The organism is Enterococcus sp. 3G1_DIV0629 (assembly GCF_002141285.1).
GTDB classification, from domain to species: domain Bacteria; phylum Bacillota; class Bacilli; order Lactobacillales; family Enterococcaceae; genus Enterococcus_B; species Enterococcus_B lactis.
Genome location: NZ_NGLI01000011.1, coordinates 1 through 1,398, shown reverse-complemented (window position 1 = coordinate 1,398; position 1,398 = coordinate 1). Strand labels below are relative to the sequence as shown.

General features: G+C 31.9%; 2 protein-coding genes. Both read left to right on the top strand.

The window, feature by feature from the left end; all coding sequences use genetic code 11:
- Positions 1 to 278 precede the first annotated feature (278 nt).
- Entirely contained in the window at positions 279 to 953 is a 675-nt protein-coding gene (locus A5816_RS15975; protein ID WP_086310757.1) for a zeta toxin family protein, read from the top strand.
- Positions 946 to 1,107: a hypothetical protein gene (locus tag A5816_RS16145; RefSeq protein ID WP_143351658.1), complete on the top strand. Its 162-nt coding sequence runs from the start codon at positions 946 to 948 to the stop codon at positions 1,105 to 1,107. The genes A5816_RS15975 and A5816_RS16145 overlap by 8 nt, the downstream gene beginning before the upstream one ends.
- The last annotated feature ends 291 nt before the right edge of the window (positions 1,108 to 1,398 follow it).

Sequence of the window (1,398 nt, the reverse complement as noted above, 5' to 3'; positions counted from 1 at the left end):
AGAATACTGGCCTGAGTTGAAATAGCAGTATCCCTGTCTCTTATACACATCTAGATGTGTATAAGAGACAGTCCATATCCCATTTTGCGAGCATATCTGCTATTACCTGTCTCTTATACACATCTAGATGTGTATAAGAGACAGTTCATATCCCATTTTGCGAGCATATCTGCTATTACTGTGACTTAAATGTTAATATGGTTAAATTGACCGTTATATTTTTTATATAAATATCGTATAATTAGTATAAATATAGAAGAAGGAAAGAAGGTGCAATCTTGGAATCTAAAGACAAGTATTTAGATTACGCTAGGGTCAATAAAGATAAATTTATTGAAACAATTATCAAGGGGAAAATCCCTGACGATGAAAAAGACGCGGTATTCATGGCCGGAAGCCCAGGAGCAGGTAAAACAGAGGTTGCACTAGGTTTAGCTGAAAATTATGACAACCATGTTGTGATTGATGCGGACTATTTTAGAACACAATTTCCAGAATACAATGGAAAGAACTCAAGTGTTTTTCAGAAAGCTTCTTCTTGGTTAGTTGAACAATCATTAAAATATGTACTGGAACATGGCTATTCTTTCATATTAGATGCTACTTTTGCTATCCTTAGTGCAGAGAAAAACATTATTCGAGCCCTTAAAAATAACTTTCGCGTTACGATTTTCTATGTTTACCAATATCCCAAAGTTGCCTGGGATTTCACTCGAAAACGTGAACTAGCTGAGGGACGTCATGTGCCAAAAGAAACGTTTATCAATGCGTTTTTTAAGTCAAGAGAGAATATTGAAAAAGTCAAAGATAGACATCCTGAAGTAGTCCTTCACATAATGATTAAAGATTATCAAAATAATATTTCTGAAGTACACTATGCAGCAGATAATATTCAATTAGTACTACCAATACAATATACTTCAAAAGAGTTGGAGGAGGAATTACATGACTGAGAAAGAACAAGTACAACAAATCGTGAAGAAGTATAATAAAAGTATTGCTGATCTATCAGAAAATGCCTCAGCGAAAGAATTTAAAACAGTGATGAAGTATATAGCAGATGAGGCAAATCGTAAGCAGCGTAAATTAGTGGGGTTGGATAAGTAAATTTTTTAAACCATATCCTTGTAAAGTTGAGTTTTTTATTTTAATGAACTAAGACTATTAAATCTGTCTCTTATACACATCTAGATGTGTATAACTATAAAATATTAAACTTGTTATTAATTTATAGTTATGTTGTCTTTATAAGGCAAATTTAAATTTTGGAGGATTCATAATGAAAAAGAAATATTTGGACTTAAAAATGTGGATTAGTGTAATAGCCTGTCTCTTATACACATCTAGATGTGTATAAGAGACAGATATTAATTATATTAAAATTTTTAAAGGTTAAGA